The following is an 18,876-nucleotide window of genomic DNA, read 5'->3' as shown; positions in this document are numbered from 1 at the left end:
AAGATGAAAAATTTAAAATTTATATATTTAAAAATAACCTTATTGTCTGGTCTAATTTTATGGACTTTTATGGGGTGTGAAAGGGATTTGTCTGAGGATGCCAAACCTGCTAGTTTTTCAAATAATCCTGAAGTTTATATTGATGGGTTTAGTTCTGGATTGGACTATTTTCCCTTTGCGAATTCTTTTTTTGAAGCCTTTACAGTCGACGAGGAGGTGAGCTATTCTGGTTCATCTGCAATGCGTTTTGATGTGCCTAATGTGGGTGATTCTCGCGGACCTTATGCAGGTGCGATTTTCCGTACTGAGACTGGACGCGATTTATCGGGGTATGATGCACTTACTTTTTGGGCAAAGGCGACCTATCCAGGAACCATTGATCAGATTGGATTTGGCCAAGATTTTGAAGAAAATAAGCATATAGTAACCATGCGCAATTTAAGATTAACTACTAATTGGGTAAAATATACGATACCATTACCAGACGCCGCCAAGTTAACCAACGAAAGAGGAATGTTCTGGTATGCCGAAGGACCTGAAAATGGTAATGGTTATACTTTTTGGATTGATGAACTGAAGTTTGAAAAATTAGGAACCATTGGGCAATATAGACCTGCCATTTTAAATGGTGTTGATAGAACCTTAACGGGTTTTGTAAATTCTGAAATCACTATTGATGGACTTATACAAACCGTTAATTTGGCTTCGGGCGTTAATAAAACGGTTGAGATTGCTCCTGCTTATTTTGAATTTAGTTCATCTAATGCGACTGTGGCCACTGTTAATTCTAATGGGTTGGTCAGCGTTCATGCTGAAGGCACTGCAGAAATAACGGCTACGTTTAATGGGGTTCCTGTGCCTGGGTCTTTAAGTCTAGAGGCTATCCCATTTTCTTCAGCACCAGAACCTTCATATCCTTCCAACGAAGTTATTTCAATTTATAGTGACAGCTACAATAGTGTGAACGTCGATTACTTTAACGGGTATTGGCAGCCTTATCAAACTACAGAATCTACCGAGATTGTGGTAAATAATAACGCCATGATCAATTACAGCAATTTAAATTTTGTAGGGATTCAATTTACAAATCCTACAGTAAATGCCGATAGTATGCGATACATGCATATAGATATATACACAACAAGTCCCATAAGACCGGAATCAGTCATGTACATTGATCTGATAGATTTCAATGATCCTAATTCTAGGGCAGGTGCTGTATTTAATAGTACTATTCTGGTGTCTCAGCAATGGATGGGCTTAGAGATAGATTTACAAACCTTAGGTTTGGCCAACAGAGATAAGTTAGCACAAATTGTATTAAATAGTGCGGCCACATTGGATAATATTTATGTGGATAACATCTTTTTTCATAACTAATACTAATTAGATAATTAATAAAATATAAAATGAATATTAATAACAAATTAAAAGTAACTGGCAAACTCGTGTTTAGGATGCTTGTTGTTTCAATACTATTAATAAGCGTTGGTTGTTCAGTAGATGAAAATCAAACGGTAATCAATTTTAAAAATTTAGTTAAAGCAGATGAGTTTAGTGTCGATGGAGCCCCTGATAATAGCATGTGGGGTTATGATATAGGTACTGGTGATGACACGCCTTCAGGTTCAGGTTGGGGTAATAATGAATTGCAATATTACACTGATCGTCTTGATAACGTAAAAGTTGAAGACGGTATGTTACATATCATAGCCAGAAAGGAAGGGTATATGGGTGCAGGGTATACATCGGGAAGAATAATTACGCGTGGTAAATTCGAGAAGGCCTATGGGCGTTTTGAAGCTAAAATTCAGTTGCCATGGGGGCAAGGATTATGGCCTGCATTCTGGATGTTAGGTGCTAATTGTGATGAATCTCCTTGGCCTGCATGTGGTGAAATAGATATAATGGAAAACAGAGGGCAAGAACCGACTCTTATAAATGGAAGTGTTCACGGGCCTGGATATTCTGCAGGTGAAGCTATAACAAAGAGTTATGAAATAATGGGAGATAGGTTTGATACAGGATTTCATGTTTTTGGAATTGAATGGGGACCAAAATACATTAATTATTATGTTGATGATGTACTATATAATCAAATTACTCCCGATAAAATAAATGGAGAATGGGTTTTCGATCATCCGTTCTATATTATTTTAAATGTTGCCGTTGGAGGTAATTATGTTGGAGCACCAAATGCAGAAACGATTTTTCCTCAAACCATGTTAGTAGATTATGTTCGTATTTATGAATAAACTAAGGCTATGCTTTAAATTTTGATTAAATGTATTCGTTTGCTTAATGTTTAGTGCCTTTATATAGAAAGTAATATGACCACAAAGTTTTTAAAAGAAAATGTCGATATGACAAATCAAAAGGAACCAGCTGGTAGTCTGGTTAATATAGATAACGAAATTTATTATAAGATTGCAAATAGTGATTTGATGCGTCCATTTTTTATGAGCATTGTAAGTGATTCAGATCATTGGATGTTTATATCAAGTAATGGGGGCTTAACTGCTGGACGAAGAAATGCCCAATCTTCATTATTTCCTTATTATTCCGATGATAAGATTACTGAAATGGCAGAGACTACGGGAAGCAAGTCTATCTTTCAGGTTTATGTCAACGGAGACTGTAGAATATGGGAGCCATTTTCTATACGACAATTCGGTATTTATCGAACTCAAAATAATTTATACAAGAGCATTTATGGAAATAAGATTGTTTTTGAAGAAATAAATTATGATTTAGGTTTAGTTTTTAGATACCAATGGAGTTCTAGCAATCAGTTTGGTTTTGTGAAAAAATCGACCTTATTAAATATTTCTGAACACCCTAAGGAGGTAAAAGTCTTAGATGGTATTCAAAATATTTTGCCTAGCAATGTGTCTTCAGATTTACAAAATGGTAGCAGTAATTTAGTTGATGCCTATAAGAAAAGTGAATTAGATGAAGCAACAGGTTTGGGTGTTTATGCCTTAAGTGCTGTTATTGTTGATAAGGCGGAGCCTAGTGAGGCTTTAAAAGCGAACATGGTTTGGTCTTATGGGGTTAATCACCCAAGCTATCTATTATCTTCCTTACAGCTAGATAAATTTAGAAAAAAGGGCAATGTCGATCAGGAAATTGATGTAAAGGCCGAAAAAGGTGCTTATTTTATTTCAACAGATATTTTATTAGAGGCTAATCAAGAAAAACACTGGTCGTTAGTAGCAAATGTCGATCAATCAATATCAGATATTGTCGCTCTAAAAGAGCTTATCAAAAACACTCAAAATATTGAAACTTTAATTGCAGAAGATATCGATTTGGGGACAAAAAATCTCATCAAATTAACGGCTGCTGCAGATGGATTGCAATTATCTTCAGATTCATTAATTAATATTAGACATTTTTCAAATACCATGTTTAATATTATGAGAGGAGGTATATTTGATAATGGTTATACTATTGAGAAGAGCGATTTTAAAAAGTATGTAAACAAAGCCAATAAGCTTGTTTTTTATGAACAAGAACAGGTTTTAGAAAATTTACCAGAAAGTTTCAATTTAAAATACCTGCAAAAACTCATAGCTGATAATTCGAGTAGTGATTTTAAACGTTTATGTACTGAATATTTACCCTTAAAATTTAGCCGAAGACATGGCGATCCTAGTAGGCCATGGAATAAGTTCTCTATTAATACCCGAAGTGAAATAGATGGATCTAAAATTCTTGATTATGAAGGGAATTGGCGAGATATATTTCAGAATTGGGAAGCGCTAGCGCATTCTTATCCGGAATTTATAGAAGGAATGATCCATAAATTTTTAAACGCCTCAACTTTTGATGGATATAATCCATATCGAGTGACTAAAGATGGATTCGACTGGGAAGTTGTTGAAGAACATGATCCATGGTCTTATATCGGGTATTGGGGAGATCATCAAATAATATACTTATTAAAATTTTTAGAATTTATTGAGGCATACTATCCTGGTAAATTGGTAGATAGTTTAAGTAAAGAAATTTTTGTCTACGCGAATGTTCCTTATAAGATTAAAACATATGAGGATATTCTAAAAAATCCAAAGGACACCATATCTTTTGATTCTGAATTGGATCGAAATATCGCAAAAAAACGAAATGAATTAGGTGCAGATGGTGCTTTATTAGCAGATAAAAGTGGTGGAATTATTCACGTAAATCTTATCGAAAAGTTACTTGCAACTACTTTAGCTAAACTGTCAAATTTTATTCCGGAAGCTGGGATTTGGTTAAATACTCAAAGGCCGGAATGGAATGATGCAAATAATGCTTTAGTGGGTAATGGTACCTCTATGGTAACCTTGTATTACTTATATCGTTTTATGACTTTCCTTGAAGGTGTTATTGGAAATGCCAAATCAACCGATATTGAAATTTCCATAGAACTTAAAGAGTTCTTTGATGACATTCATGACGTGTTTGTTAGTAATAAAGCTGTTTTGTCTGATAAAATTTCGGATGCGGACAGAAGATCTATTTTAGATGCCTTAGGAAATGCGGGGAGTACATACCGTGAGACTATTTATGAAAATGGATTTTCGAATGCGAAAGTTTCAATAAGTTTTGAAACACTTCAAAGTTTTATAAACATTACCAAGTTACATTTAGCTCACAGTATAGAGGCTAATAGACGTGAAGATAATATGTTTCACGCTTATAATTTAATGACTATTGAAAACGAGAAAGAAGTTTCCGTTTCTCATTTGTCCGTTATGCTTGAAGGACAAGTCGCTGTTTTAAGTGCCGGCTATTTATCTCCATCAGAGGCTTTAAAATTGCTGAATGGATTGAAACAGAGTGATCTGTTCAGGGAAGATCAATATAGTTATATTTTGTATCCTAACAAGGAATTACCTCGTTTTGATAAAAAGAACAATATTCCCAAAAAGAATGTGGAACAATCTCAATTAATGAAGCAGTTAATTGCAGATGGAAATAAACAAATCATTGATCAGGATATTATTGGGGATTGTCATTTTAATAAAAATTTCCATAACGCTAAAAGTTTAGAAAAGGCATTAGAAGGTCTTGATAGTAAATACGATAATCTTGTTAAAGAAGAAAAAAAGTACCTGCTGCAAACTTTTGAAGAGGTTTTTAATCATAAATCTTTCACGGGGCGTTCAGGAACATTTTTTGGATACGAAGGATTAGGTTCAATCTATTGGCATATGGTTTCAAAACTGCTGCTAGCCGTTCAGGAAAACTGTTGGTTAGAAATAAATCAACAAAATAGTGAAGCTGATCTAGGAAAACTTTTAGATCATTACTATGAGATCAATGCGGGCATTGGGGTACATAAATCGCCAAAATTATACGGCGCGTTTCCTATAGACCCTTATTCGCATACACCAGCAACAAAAGGAGCCCAGCAGCCAGGGATGACAGGACAAGTTAAGGAAGATGTTCTGAGTCGATTTGGTGAGTTAGGTGTCATTGTAAATAACGGTAAAATATCATTTAATCCACGCTTATTAAGGATGAATGAATTTCTGGATAAATCATCGGTATTTAATTATGTTGATGTGTTTCAAGAAGAACAACAACTCTCAGTAGCATCAAATACAGTATGTTTTACATGTTGTCAAGTGCCTGTCGTTTACAATTTATCTGAGCAAGATGAAATTAAAGTGCATTACAAAAATGGTAAGAGCGTTCATTTTAATGCATGGACTTTAAGCTTAGAAATATCTAAATCTATATTTGAACGAAGAGGAGAAATAACTATTGTTGAAGTCTCCATTAAAAAATAATAAATAAGTCTAACCCTAACCAATTATAAATTATGTCTAATAATACCTCCAGAAAAGTGCCATATGGTCAAAAAATAGCTTTTGGAATCGGAATGCTCGCTAATCAAATGTTTCCGGCAGCCTTAGGAATATTTATGGTTGTTTTGGTCCAGGATTTGGGATTTCCAGGTTGGATGTGGGGTATCCTCTTTTTTCTTCCGCGGGTATTCGACTCTTTAACAGATCCTATAATGGGGTTTATTTCAGATAATACAAAGTCGAAATGGGGGAGACGCCGACAATATGTATTTGTGGGCGCCATAATTATGGGGATAGCCTTCATAATAATGTGGCAGCTTTACCGAGAAAATGGTATTAATTATAATTTCGCATATTTTTTAATATGGTCTTTCGTATTTTATTTGGGATTAACCATTTTTAGTGTGCCTTATGTGGCTATGGGTTATGAGATGAGTGATGATTTTCATGAGCGAACCAATATCATGGCAGTAGCTCAATGGATAGGACAATGGGCTTGGGTGATTGCTCCTTGGTTTTGGGTTATTATGTACGATAAAGGCTGGTTTGAAACGGCAGACATTGCCACGAGAACTTTAGCCGTTTGGGTAGGTATTGGCTGTATGATATTTGCTATGATTCCTGCTATATTTATAAAAAGTGAATCAACAGTCAATAAGGACTATTTGCCATTAAATTTTAAAACCATTGGAAGCAGTTTTAAAGAGATTGTAAAAGGATTTAAAGAATCTTTTCAATCGGTACCTTTCAGAAAATTATGTATAGCAACATTCTTTATTTTTAATGCTTTTAACACTATTGCCGCATTTTCATTTTTCATAATAGTTTATCATCTTTTTAATGGAGACGCTGGAGCAGCTGGCTTATGGCCTACTTTGTTTGGTAGTTTAGCCTCACTTGTTACTACATTTTTGGTGATCCCTACAGTAGCAAAAATGTCAAAATTATTAGGAAAAAAAATGGCATTTATTTATTCACAAGGGATTTCAATAATTGGGTATATTTTATTGTGGTTTTTATTTATTCCAGGAAAGCCATATATGTTTATTTATGCGCTTCCGTTTTTCTCATTTGGTATTGGTAGTTTGTTTACACTCATGATGTCTATGACAGCTGATGTGATTGATTTAGATGAACTTAATACAGGCAAGCGAAGAGAAGGTATCTTTGGGGCTATTTACTGGTGGATGGTTAAATTTGGTTTTGCTATTGCAGGTTTACTAAGTGGGGCCATTTTGAGTCTTGTAGGTTTCGATCCGGGAGCTGCAGAGCAAACACCGGAAGCGATAACCGGATTAAGATTTTTCTATTCAGGAATTCCAATATTAGGAACCTTGATAGCTATGTATGTCATGAGAAATTATAATGTTACTGAGGAACGGGCAAACCAAGTTCGGGTTGAGCTGGATAATCGTAGAAAACCGATGGTTAAATTATAGTATAATCATTTAGATTGAAATAACAATGCTATATGCAGGGTGCTTTTTTCTTACCCAAAGTAGCAGCAGATACATTTTTTTTATAAACAGGCGGGTATAACTTCTCAAGTTTAATTCGCCTGTTTCTTTTTATAAGGACCCAATTAGTTAAATCATACCCCTTAATTAAAGTTTTACGAGGTGTCTCCTTAAGCACTTAAACGTTGTTTTAGCTAAATGAAGAGTACAACAATATTCTGTTCAATAATTTCGAGTAGAATTAAAATTGGGTATGTTTTGTTTTCTAATACTTATTTAAACTCCTTTTACTTACTATTTAATGGCAACAGCGTTTAGTAAGCTTAGTTTGTTTTAGGTTTTGTGCATTATTTTTTTCTCATATGAACCATATTATGAAAAGGAGCTGTTCAATTGATGAAATTTACCTCAACACCACCACAACATTACCACAACATTGTAAATATTTTAGGGATTTAAAGAGTATACGTGAATACATTTTAACAACTCTAAAGTCAATAAAATTAGACGGTTTGTTGATATATAGACAGTATAAGTAGGAATATTTTGCGATGTATGTTTTTTGTAGGGGTATATTTTATGGTATTGGTAATTGGCGTGAGTACTTTTATAATACCGAAAACTGGATTATTTAATAATTAACTAAAACAAAATTAATGATGAAAAAAATTACAATTTTATTTGTTTTTCTGATAGCTTCTATGGGTTATTCTCAAGAAGTTCTTCAGAGCTTTGAGACAAGTGGTGCTGTTGGTGCCGAATTTGGAAGTATGGCAGCGCCGTCTGTTGTTACAGGAACAGGAAGTAATACAAGTGAAGTACTCGAAATTATCGGTAACCCCGGAGGTGCGGTATGGCAAGGAGTAAATTTAAACCTTACTAAGAATGTTGATTTAAGAAGTTCAAAAACTATGTCGATTGATGTTAAGTCGGCGACCCCAATAACTTTTTTAGTTAAGGTGAATGGAGGACTTTCTGGTGCCCCAGAGGCAGCTGCTGAAGTTACGCACAATGGAGATGATACTTGGCAGACGCTTTCTTTTACATTTAATACTTCGCTTGATGGAAAAGCGGCAGAAGCAGATGGAATCTATGCTACTTTTGTAATTCATGCCTATTGGAAGGCTGGAGAAACTACTTTTGGTGGTGTAACAACCGATTCTAGGACGTTTTATGTAGATAATATTTCTGGTAATGTTGATACATGTTCAAATGGAATCCAAGATGGAGATGAAACAGGGGTAGATTGTGGAGGTTCATGTCCAAATGTGTGTGACATTCCACCAGCCACTGCAGCTCCAACACCACCGGCAAGAAATGCAGACGATGTTATTTCGATTTTCAGCGATGCTTATACTGATATTTCTGTTGATACTTTTGATACCTCTTGGTGTCCAGGTACAACCACAGAAGTAATGATTGATGGTAACCCCACTAAAAAAATTACAGGTTTAGGCTGTGAAGGAGTAGAATTCATCTCAGGTAGATTTGATGCTACCGGCTTTACTAAGTTTCATATGGATATGTATACGAATACCCCTACTTTAGATAAAAGTTTTAATATTAAATTCTCTAACTGGGATAATGGTGCCGGAGAAGCAAACGCCATAGAGTTCTCCATCACTAATGGTAACTTTTTGACTAATCCGAATCCTGGAACTTGGTATTCTTTCGATATCGACTTGAGTAGTTGGACCCCTATAACTAATGCGAAAATTAATGATGTGGTACAATTTGTAATTACTTCTGATTTAGGTACGGTTTATTATGATAATGTTTACTTATATAAAGGTACTCCTTTAAGCACTAAAGATGCACATAGAGCTTCATTTAGAACTTACCCTAATCCAACCGAAGGAAGCTGGACCATTCAAAATGTAGATAATCCTATCTCATCTGTAAAAGTATTTGATGTATTAGGTAAAATGGTACTGTCGTTAACGCCAAATACTTTAGAAGTTCAGGTTGATGGTTCTTCCTTAAAATCAGGACTGTATTTTGCGCAAGTTCAAACAGAACGAGGCACAAGTAGTTTAAAACTCATCAAAAACTAGTTTAATAAAAAAGTGTTGATAAAGAAAAGAGTGAGGGTAAATCCTCGCTCTTTTTTGATTTTCTCAGGCCTCATTCACGTGTAATTACAAATGTTATGTTATTAAAAAATTCAATTCAAAAGTTACTTGTAATCTTATTCTATGTAAATACGTGCCTCGTTTTTTCACAGATATCGGTTGGAAATGGAAGTTATACTAATGTATATCCTGGTGCAGATTCGGCAGGAAGAAATGGGTATCCGTCTGGTACACCACAGTTGTCTGGTGTTGTACAAGGGAAACCAGTGCCTACTAACGATTGGTGGTCCAAGCTGGTAAAAGAAAATCATGCCGATAATCTGTTTAATTATCCCATGACTATGAAAACGACTAATAACGGCTTAATTGTTACTTATATTCCGTTTGGTGTCATTGGTGATTCTTCACCTATTGAAGTTGGTGTAAATGGGCTAAATAGTTCAAAGGTTTCGGTATCTGATTATTCAGATTGGACTGTTACGATGCATTGGAATGATGGTAATCATGATTTAAAAGCAACATCTGGAATCGGCATGCCATTTTTATATTTTGAAAAAGAATTAGATGACGTTTTTCAGGTAAAAGTCAATAGTGGTAACGTGACTATTTCAGCCGAGTTGTTAATTATAGAAAATGCAAGTAATGGCGCCGATTTTGTGTTTTATGCGCCATCGGGTAGTACCTGGGTTCATTCAGGAAATACATATACCTCCATGTTAAATGGTAAAAAGTATTGTTCTATGGCCATGTTGCCTCAAAATAATGTAAATGTAAATTCGATAGCTCAGGAATATAAAAAATACGCCTATGTGTTTCCCGTTAATACAACTACAAATTGGTCGTATAGTGAAAGTACAAGTAAGGTGATAACAGATTTTACAGTTGTTACTGAAACAAAAGAGGGCAGTGAAACGAATATATTATTGGGGCTTTTGCCGCATCAATGGGCAAATTTATCGTCCATATCGGCGATGCCTACAGGATATAGTTATGATGGCGTTAGAGGAGAAATAAAAACACTTGAAGGCAATGGGTTTATTGTTGAAAATAGCTTTAAAGGAATTTTACCAACCATGCCTTACTTATCTAATTATAGCGATGGTTTTGATCCCGCATTGTTAAATGATAAGATATCTCAAATTCAGAATGATGGTTTAGCTACCTGGACAGATTCCTATAATGAAGGTCAGGTATTGAATCGTTTAATTCAAACGGCTAGAATTGCCGATCAAACGGGTAATATCGAGGCAAGAGATAAAATGGTTTCAACCATAAAAGAAAGATTGGAAGACTGGTTAACTTATGAGGCAGGGGAAAAGGCTTTTCTTTTTTATTATAATAATGATTGGTCGGCATTATTGGGTTATCCGGCGGGACATGGTCAGGACTCTAATATAAATGATCATCATTTTCATTGGGGCTACTTTATACATGCAGCCGCATTTTTAGAACAATTTGAGCCTGGCTGGGCAAATGACTGGGGTGATATGGTAAATCTATTAATCAGAGATGCCGCTTCAGAAGATAGAAACGATTCACAATTTCCATTCTTAAGAAATTTTAGTCCATATGCTGGTCATTGTTGGGCTAATGGTTTTGCTACCTTTCCGCAAGGAAATGATCAAGAATCTACCTCAGAGAGTATGCAGTTTAATTCTTCATTAATTCATTGGGGAACTATTACGAATAATGATGCCATAAGAGATTTAGGAATTTATTTATATACTACCGAACAAACAGCGATAGAAGAATATTGGTTCGATATGTACGAGCGTAATTTTCAACCTTCTCAGCAATATGGCTTAGTGTCTCGTGTTTGGGGGAATTCTTATGATAACGGTACCTTTTGGACGGCTGATATAACTGCATCTTATGGAATTGAGCTTTATCCAATGCATGGCGGATCTCTTTATTTAGGGCACAATAAAAATTATGTACAAAAAATATGGGATGAGTTAAAGTTATATACCGAAATACTGAGTACTACAAGCACTAATCCAAACTTGTGGCACGATACAATATGGAAGTATCTATCTTTTTTAGATCCACAGTTAGCTGTTGATTTGTACGATAGCTATCCAGATCGAATAATGAAGTTTGGTGTATCTGATGCGCAAACTTACCATTGGTTACATGCCATGAATGCGATGGGCACTTTAGAATCAGATATTTATGCCGATTATCCTATAGCTGCTGTTTTTGATAATAATGGAGATAAGACTTATGTCGCTCATAATTATTACGATTCAGATATAACAGTAACTTTTTCCGATGGCTATACTTTGTTCGTTCCGGCGCATCAAATGGTAACAAGTAAGGATACTGATGTTGCTGGTATTATTTATTCAGATTTCACTCAAGCATTTCCGGGTGGTAGTGTGAACTTAAATGTTGAAATTACGGGATCAGGGGTTACAAAAGTGGCATTTTATGATGGTTCCAAATTGTTAGACGAAGTGTTAACTGCTCCTTACACGCTAAAAGTGGAAAATCTTACATTAGGAATGCACGGTTTTTATGCCAAGGTCTATAAAGACACGAAGTTTAATGTTACTAACATTGTAAAGGTGCAGGTTGGAGAGCAAGTGCCGTATTCTGGAACAGCAATTGAAATACCAGGTACAATTGAAGCCGGTCATTATGATAAATTTGAGGGCGGTATTGCACAGGATATTGCATATTTGGATTTGTCTTTGAATAATGAAGGGGGGTTTAGAACCGATGAATATGTTGATACTTCTATGGATACAAATGAAGGCGCATTTGTCGGTTGGATCGCATCTGGCGAGTGGTTGGAGTATACCATCGATGTTCAAACAGCTGGAGTTTACGATTTATCTTTTAGGTATTCCTCAGGAAATGTTGCAGGAGGAGGTCCGTTTCATCTTGAAATAGATGATAAAGTGATAAGTAGTGATATTTACTTGTCAGCAACCAGTAATTCAGATTGGTCCACATGGTCTACACATACAGTAAATGGTATTGAATTAAACGAAGGGATACAAACTTTGAAAATAGCATTTGATAATGGTGAATTTAATTTAGGGAAATTAACTTTTTCATACAGTAGTTCCCTTGCTTATAATCCACCAGTTGCTAATGCAGGTGGTAACATTTCTGTAATTTTACCCGATACTAGTGCAGTTTTAGATGCTTCTTTAAGTACCGATACAGATACTACAATATTAAATTATACTTGGGAACAGATTTATGGGCCTTCTATTATTAGTTTTTCAAATAACAATTCTGAAACACCTAGTGTTTCTAATTTGGAGGAAGGAATTTATAAGATTAAATTAACAGTGGATGATGGTGAATATACTTCATCAGATACGGTATTGATAATTGTTACTCAAAATGGTAATGTGGCACCAACAACAACCATTAGCACTCCGAAAAATAATGAAACTTTTAAAGAAGGTAACGATATTTTAATATCTGCTATGGCCAGCGATATTGATGGTGTCATAACAAAAGTTGAATTTTATGATGGAGCTATTAAACTTGGTGAAGATGCGGCAGAACCATACAGTTTTAATTGGAGTAATGCTGGTGTTGGCAGTCACGAACTGACTGTTAAAGCAACGGACGATAAAGGAAGCATTGGAACGTCTCAAGTTGTTAATATTTCTGTTGATGAAGTGAGGAGTTGTACTCAAACGGGAAGTAATGCTATTCAGGGTAATTTCTCATTAGGGTACAAAAGTACGTTCGAAACTATTGGCTCAAATGTTATTGTCACTTTTGAATTACTAGATACCGATAAATCTTCATGGAATGCCTATTTGTGGCAGGAATCACCATTTTCTGAAAGTGGAATGACCAATTTAGCGGTTAATAAATTTACTAAAACATTAACAGGATTAGCCCATGGAGAAACCATTAGTTATGCTTGTAAGTTTGAATTTACAGGAGGGTTGGCAGTAACCGAATATGTTGATTACGTCGTGGGATCAAATTGTACTGATTCAGGACCAACGTGTTTTGATGGTATTCAAAATCAAGGAGAAACAGGAGTAGATTGTGGAGGACCTTGTTCTGAATGTAATCCAGAAGGAACAACAGGGTTGCCATTTGATTTTGAAACGACGCCTATAGCTTCAGATTTTGTAGATTTTGATGGAGGAAGTACTTATGTAGAAGTGGTTACAGGATCGCTTAGTCAGGGGAATGAAAGTAATAAAATGGCTAAATTGATAAGAAATGGCGGTCAGGTTTGGGCAGGCTCTTATTTGAATTTAGATGCTTCTTTAAATTTTCTCACCAAAAAGTACATTACATTAAAGGTGTGGACAGAAGCTCCTGTTGGAACGCCAATAAGCATAAAGTTAGAAGAGCAAGCGAATCAAGGAAATAACGTAGAGTTAAAAAATTATACCAATGAAAGTGGTTCTTGGCATACATTAACTTACGATTTTTCGACCTACGGAAATACAGTGTTTGATAGAATTGTTTTTCTTTTTGATATAGGAAATATAGGTAATGGTTCTGCTACTTCAACTTTTTACTTTGATGACGTTTCTCAGGTAGCCTCATTATCAAATGAAAATCGAACATTAATTGATATTAAAGTTTTTCCGAATCCATCTTCAAATTACTGGAATATTAAAAGTGGAAATGAGGTCTTGCTTTCAATTGATGTGTATGATATTTTAGGCAGTAAAGTAGTAAGCTTAAATCCAAATTCAAAAGCAACTTCCATAGAGGTTTCTCAATTAAGATCAGGTATATACTTTGCTCAAATACGTACAAATCAAGGAAGAAGTACTATTAAATTAATAAAGGAGTAACAGGTTTATTTAAGTTTAAAACTAGCAAATAAGGAAGGTGAGAGCTATTTGCCTTCCTTTTTACATTAGTAAAATTATTTATGCGGAAATTAATTTGTTGTATTTTGATTTACAGTTGATTAGGTCTTCTGGTGTATGGTCAAGATATTTGCCCCATTCGGTTAAACCATATTCTAATTTGAGAGGTGCCACAGGATAAATTTCCCTTAAAATAAGTTAGTCTTTTTCTAGCTCTCATACCACCTGGGTGAATATTTTATTTGATATTTGATGCTGTTTTTTTGTAGTATACCAGATTTTGAAGCGCCTTCTAATAAATGTAATAGTGTTAACGGTTTCCATTTCGAGCCGATTTAATTATTGGTGTAATTTAAAGGGTAGTAATCCTTTTATACAAAACAAAAGTTGTTTATATTGTTGATAATCATTAATTTACTTTTTGTGCTAACTATGCTGCTCTTTAGTAAGTTATTGTGTGTATTTTAAATTATAACGTATGGCAAATATTAAAAAATATCCAAAATCATTTTCACATATTGGAATTACGGTTCCAGATATTAGAAAAGCAGTGAAATTTTATTCAGAGGTTATGGGGTGGTATATTATTATGCAACCTTCAAAAGTAAAAAAGGAAACCGAAACAGCAATTGGTAAAATGTGTATTGATGTATTTGGTGAAGATTGGACGGAATTTGAAATTGCTCATTTGTCAACCTCAGACGGAATAGGGATTGAATTATTCTCGTTTCCTCATGGCATTAAAGAAGCCCCTGAATTTAACCCTTTTAATACGGGTTTGTTTCATTTTTGTGTTCAGGATCCTAATATAGAAGATCTCATTAACAATATTTTGGCCTATGGGGGAAAGCAAAGGATGCCAATTCGAGAATATTATCCTGATGATAAACCATATAAAATGTGTTACGTGGAAGATCCTTTTGGGATTGTTTTTGAAATTTATACACATAGCTATGAATTAACATATTCATCGGGTGCATATTCTGAATAAGCTGGTAAGTGATTGTAATGGTGTTAATAACGACTCATTTGGATTTAAAATATTATATATAAAAACGAAACCAATCTTATGCGATTTAGAAGACAAAACCCATTTTCAATTGCGATGGAGGTTTAAAGATGTGATATGATGATTATTTTTTCTATTTAGAGTCAGAAATAGGAAAGATAAAACTCCGGAAAAACATTTATGGATAAGTTAATCGTTATAAAACATAGCATTTTTTGTTTTTGATTGGTTGTTAATAAAGATTATAGCCGTTATTATGGGTTGGTGTTTTTCTCGTTTATTTGTTCGGGCATACGGAATTTAATGATGAGTGAGGACATAATTGTTAAACCACCAATTAAAAAGATAGCATAAGAAACTCCAAATAAGTCGGCAGTAATTCCAGATAATATAGCACCAAAAGCATATCCTAAATCTCGCCATAGCCTAAAAGAGCCAATGCTTTCGGCACGTTGTCTTGGACTTGTTGCTTGGGCAATTGTAGAAAGAAAGGTTGGATAGACCAAAGCTGTTCCTAAACCCAAAATAGCGGCGATGGAGGCCAATACATAAAAGTCGCTGCTGAAAGGAATAAGTAAGATGCTTAAGCCCTGTAATAACATGCCCCAAAATAACATGCTCTTTTTTGAATAATGGTCAGACATTTTTCCTGTAAATAATTGACCAATTCCCCAAACGGTTGGATAAATTGCTGTTATTATTCCGATGTTTTCGTTGTTGTAGTTTAAGGACAAAAGTACGACTGGAAGTAATCCCCAAATCATACCGTCATTAAGGTTATTAACTAGTCCTGCTTGTGTAACAGAACTCAAAGTCTTATTTCTAAAAGTTGTTTCTAAAAACACATTGTCAAGCTGTACTGTATTATTCGTGACACTTTCTTGGTTTACAAACACTCTAGTGTCTTTTATCCAAAAGGTTGTTAAAATTAAACCTATAAAGGAAATGAAAATTCCAATGTAAAATGGATATGGTGTTATGCCATAAGTGTTGGCTAGATATCCTGTTAAAAAGGCAACGATTCCAACTGCAAAATATCCTGCAAATTCGTTTAATCCCATAGCAAAACCGCGGTCTTTTTCTCCAACCAGGTCAATTTTCATGACTACCGTACTACTCCAAGTTAAACCCTGACTAATCCCCAAAAGCATGTTTGCAAAAATCACGTAACCCCAATTGGGGGCATAAATTAAAATAAACGGAATTGGAATTGCAATGAACCAACCGAATAGAAGTAAATTTTTTCTACCAAATTTATTGGCTAACTTTCCTGTAAAATAGTTGGCTATAGCTTTAGTAATACCAAAGGCAGTAATAAAAGTTAGCATGGCAGTTTTGGAAGCCACACCAAATTCCAATTCTGCAAATTGAGGGAAAATAGAGCGCTCCATCCCAATCATTCCTCCCACGAAAGCATTTACGATAACCAAAAGCGTAAACTGCTTCCAGTTTTCTCTAAGGCCAAGTTTTATATTCTTTGTCATTTTACGGAAGCAAAGTTCAAGTATGCTGTTTTACTCTTCGTAATAATCGTCACGTTCCATTTTAAGGATGTCGTTTTTGCCTGGCTCTCTAATGGATATAGATTGTTAGCCATTATTTTTATCGCCTCAATTATCTGCTTATTGGACTATTGTTATAAATAGCAAGTAGCCTATTTTCCAGTATTTATTTCGACATCTGTAGCGTTTCATCTAACCACTTAAAGAATTCTCTTTGCCATACTAAGCTATTTTGAGATGAAAGTACCCAGTGGTTTTCCTCTGGGAAAAATAATAGTCTTGATTTTACACCTTGCAATTGTGCCGCCTGAAAAGCTTCTAGTCCTTGTCCAATAGGCACTCTAAAATCAATACCTCCTTGAATAATCAGGATTGGTGTATCCCATTTGTCAACAAAATTTACTGGATTAAATTCGGTATATGCTCTTTGAGCAGCAGCATTTTCTTTATCCCAATAAGGACCTCCAAGATCCCAATTCACAAAAAATAATTCTTCCGTGGTTCCATACATGGATTTCCAATTGAAAATGCCATCGTGCGAAATAAACGATTTAAATCTACCTTCATGTCTTGAAGCCAAATAAAAAACAGAGTATCCGCCAAAACTTGCTCCAACGCAACCCAATCTATCTTTATCCACATAAGGCTCTTTTGCAACATCATCAATTGCAGAAAGGTAATCCTTCATATTTTGTCCGCCGTAATCTTTTGAGATTTGTTCATTCCATTCAACACCATAACCCGGCATACCTCTTCTATTGGGGGCAACAACGATATAGCCATTCGCAGCCATAAGTTGAAAGTTCCATCTAAAAGAATAAAATTGAGACAAAGCACCTTGGGGGCCACCCTGACAATAAAGAAGGGTGGGATATTTTTTAGCAGGGTCAAAATCTGGTGGGTAAATCACCCATGTAACCATATCTTTTTTATCTGTTGTTTTAACAATTCTCTTTTCAATATGAGACATTTGGATGTCTTTATATATGTCATTATTGGCTTCAGACAATTGCTTCATTTCACCAGTTTCGATATTCAGATTATAAATCTCTGTTGCATGATTCATGTCTGTTCGAGACACAACTAAATAATTTCCGCTTTGACCTATAATGCCAGTCACATCAAATTGACCTTCAGAAATTTGTCTGGGCTGTAACTGGTTTTTTTCATCAATAGGTATATCAATTTGAAAGACATGCACTGTCCCTCCAACTGGTGCGTTGTAAAATATTTTTGATCCGTCTTCACTCCAAATAAACCCATTAACGGTGCCATCCCAATCTTTAGTAAGGTTCACATCTCCTTCCGGTAACCTGACGATGATATCATTTTTATCTGATTCATAGCCATCTCTTGCCATTTGCAACCAAGCGAGGGTACCCTTGGAAGAAAATACAGGATGAGTATCATATCCTTTATTATGTTCTGTAAGGTTGGTTGTTTGTTTTGTTTCTAGGTTATACTCATAAATGTCTGAATTAGTGCTAACAGCATATTGGGTGCCATCTAATTTTTTAGAGACGTACAATACTTTTTTAGAATCGGGACTCCATATGTAATCTTCGTTGCCACCAAAGGGTTTCTGCGGACAATCAAATGGTTCTCCTTTCATTATATCAATTCCTTTATCGAGCGTATCGGTTGCAGATTGAATAAATACATGGCTATAGGAACCATCTTCCCATGTATCCCAATGTCTGTAGTTAAGCTGATCGTAGATAAGAACATTTGAATTTGGAACATCATTATAGTGATCAATGCCACTTACTTTCTGAATTTTTATGTCTTTAGTTATTAATTTCCATTTTCCGTCTGGAGAAACATTTTTATTTTTTACCTGTTCCCCAACTTCGTCCAAAGATTTTGGATTGCCACCAAGCACCGAAACAGAATATATTTTACTAGTGTGTTTATTTGTTTTTAAATCGAAAGTCGATGTTTTGTAAATTACATGGTTGCCATCATCGCTTAATCCCACAGCAGAAACTTTATTTAATTCAATGAGCTGTTCTGGAGTCATTACTTTAGATTGGCTGATTCCACTAGTTAAAAAAAAGATGTTACACAGTGTTAATATCAGAATCTTTTGCATTATTTATATTGTTAAAATTTTGATGATAAAGTTAAGGAATTGTATCAAACTTAAATGAAGCAATTTTCAATTTATCTAAACAATGCCCAAGGAATAAACAAAATAGCCGTACGATTAATCGTAATGAAGGTTATT

Annotated in this window: 9 protein-coding genes; 7 read left to right on the top strand and 2 right to left on the bottom strand. The window is 34.9% G+C overall.

The features are described from left to right. The first annotated feature begins 3 nt into the window (after positions 1-3). The 7 genes from H611_RS0101675 to H611_RS0101645 all read left to right on the top strand — a co-directional run bounded on the left by H611_RS0101675 (position 4) and on the right by H611_RS0101645 (position 15,129). Complete coding sequence (locus tag H611_RS0101675) at positions 4-1,380, top strand: Ig-like domain-containing protein (protein ID WP_027136712.1); 1,377 nt, start codon at positions 4-6, stop codon at positions 1,378-1,380. Between the two features lie 29 nt (positions 1,381-1,409). Continuing rightward, positions 1,410-2,255, top strand: coding sequence for a glycoside hydrolase family 16 protein (locus H611_RS0101670; RefSeq protein WP_027136711.1), 846 nt, complete (start codon positions 1,410-1,412; stop codon positions 2,253-2,255). Between the two features lie 75 nt (positions 2,256-2,330). Further along, positions 2,331-5,783 (top strand): hypothetical protein, encoded by a 3,453-nt coding sequence (locus tag H611_RS0101665; protein WP_027136710.1) that lies wholly within the window; start codon positions 2,331-2,333, stop codon positions 5,781-5,783. Between the two features lie 32 nt (positions 5,784-5,815). Further along, a complete protein-coding gene (locus H611_RS0101660; protein WP_027136709.1) occupies positions 5,816-7,240 on the top strand; it encodes an MFS transporter in 1,425 nt (474 codons plus the stop codon). Between the two features lie 674 nt (positions 7,241-7,914). Next, positions 7,915-9,312 (top strand): T9SS type A sorting domain-containing protein, encoded by a 1,398-nt coding sequence (locus H611_RS14395; RefSeq protein WP_157515020.1) that lies wholly within the window; start codon positions 7,915-7,917, stop codon positions 9,310-9,312. Between the two features lie 95 nt (positions 9,313-9,407). Further along, positions 9,408-14,120 (top strand): glycosyl hydrolase, encoded by a 4,713-nt coding sequence (locus H611_RS13785; RefSeq protein WP_051238679.1) that lies wholly within the window; start codon positions 9,408-9,410, stop codon positions 14,118-14,120. Between the two features lie 496 nt (positions 14,121-14,616). Then, on the top strand, positions 14,617-15,129 hold the full coding sequence (locus H611_RS0101645) for a VOC family protein (RefSeq protein WP_027136707.1): 513 nt from the start codon (positions 14,617-14,619) through the stop codon (positions 15,127-15,129). Between the two features lie 272 nt (positions 15,130-15,401). Here H611_RS0101645 and H611_RS0101640 read toward each other — a convergent pair whose 3' ends face one another. Together H611_RS0101640 and H611_RS0101635 are read right to left on the bottom strand one after the other, a co-directional pair. Then, positions 15,402-16,631, bottom strand: a complete 1,230-nt coding sequence (locus H611_RS0101640) for an MFS transporter (protein ID WP_027136706.1) — start codon at positions 16,629-16,631, stop codon at positions 15,402-15,404. A 184-nt stretch (positions 16,632-16,815) separates the two neighbouring features. Then, complete coding sequence (locus tag H611_RS0101635) at positions 16,816-18,741, bottom strand: S9 family peptidase (protein ID WP_027136705.1); 1,926 nt, start codon at positions 18,739-18,741, stop codon at positions 16,816-16,818. Positions 18,742-18,876: the final 135 nt, after the last annotated feature.

The sequence above is a fragment of the Gaetbulibacter saemankumensis DSM 17032 genome (genome assembly GCF_000425645.1).
GTDB classification, from domain to species: Bacteria; Bacteroidota; Bacteroidia; order Flavobacteriales; family Flavobacteriaceae; genus Gaetbulibacter; species Gaetbulibacter saemankumensis.
The sequence above is the reverse complement of the archived record's forward strand: the minus strand, read 5'-3'. Positions and strand labels throughout refer to the sequence as shown.

Excerpts from the sequence above, each read along its gene's own strand:
- H611_RS0101675 (WP_027136712.1), top strand. The coding sequence starts at position 4 with ATGAAAAATTTAAAATTTATATATTTAAAAATAACCTTATTGTCTGGT.
- H611_RS0101670 (WP_027136711.1), top strand. The coding sequence starts at position 1,410 with ATGAATATTAATAACAAATTAAAAGTAACTGGCAAACTCGTGTTTAGG.
- H611_RS0101665 (WP_027136710.1), top strand. The coding sequence starts at position 2,331 with ATGACCACAAAGTTTTTAAAAGAAAATGTCGATATGACAAATCAAAAG.
- H611_RS0101660 (WP_027136709.1), top strand. The coding sequence starts at position 5,816 with ATGTCTAATAATACCTCCAGAAAAGTGCCATATGGTCAAAAAATAGCT.
- H611_RS14395 (WP_157515020.1), top strand. The coding sequence starts at position 7,915 with ATGATGAAAAAAATTACAATTTTATTTGTTTTTCTGATAGCTTCTATG.
- H611_RS13785 (WP_051238679.1), top strand. The coding sequence starts at position 9,408 with ATGTTATTAAAAAATTCAATTCAAAAGTTACTTGTAATCTTATTCTAT.
- H611_RS0101645 (WP_027136707.1), top strand. The coding sequence starts at position 14,617 with ATGGCAAATATTAAAAAATATCCAAAATCATTTTCACATATTGGAATT.
- H611_RS0101640 (WP_027136706.1), bottom strand. The coding sequence starts at position 16,631 with ATGACAAAGAATATAAAACTTGGCCTTAGAGAAAACTGGAAGCAGTTT.
- H611_RS0101635 (WP_027136705.1), bottom strand. The coding sequence starts at position 18,741 with ATGCAAAAGATTCTGATATTAACACTGTGTAACATCTTTTTTTTAACT.